We start from the raw sequence: 528 nt of genomic DNA, 5'->3' as shown, positions 1-528 counted from the left end.
TGTCCGTGCCCGTGGCGTTGCCGCCGCTGGTGATGCCGGCATAGTCCGCCGATGCCGGCGTGAAGCCCCAGGTGTTGGTGGCGCCGGATTTCCACGGGTCATCCCAGCTGAAGGTGCCCATCTTGGTGTTGCCGTCGTAGCAGTCGAAGCTGCCCTGGGTGCCGGACGAAGCGTTCTCCCGTCCGCAGGAGGCGATCCATTGCGGGCTGCCGGCCTGCACGTTCATGCTGCTGACTTCCTCGGTGGAAATCTCGTCGTCCTTGTTGGTGTAGCGGTAGAACTTGCCCCATTGCAAGGTGGCGTTGCGGATGCCCACCGTGCCGATGGATTTGGATACCACGACCTTCACTGCGATCCATTCTGCGTATGCCATGTCGATCTCCGTTAACCATGCGTTCACAGCTTCCTGTAGGACGTCACGGACAGTACCGGGCGCTCACAACGGACCCTCGGCTACTTCCACCAGCACGGCGCCATCCCTGACCCGCTTCACTATAGGCTGGCCACCAGCCACCACCGCCTGCCAGA

The 528-nt window shown here is 62.5% G+C and carries 1 protein-coding gene; it reads right to left on the bottom strand.

From position 1 onward, the window contains the following. Positions 1–373 (bottom strand): aegerolysin family protein (locus EEB15_RS33255; RefSeq protein ID WP_141514256.1); only part of this gene is annotated, 373 nt, incomplete at its 3' end. Positions 374–528: the final 155 nt, after the last annotated feature.

This window comes from Ramlibacter sp. WS9, from assembly GCF_003797765.1.
In the GTDB taxonomy this organism is placed as follows: Bacteria; Pseudomonadota; Gammaproteobacteria; order Burkholderiales; family Burkholderiaceae_C; genus Ramlibacter.
Note: the sequence above shows the minus strand (reverse complement) of the source record. Positions and strands in the feature narration are given on the sequence as shown.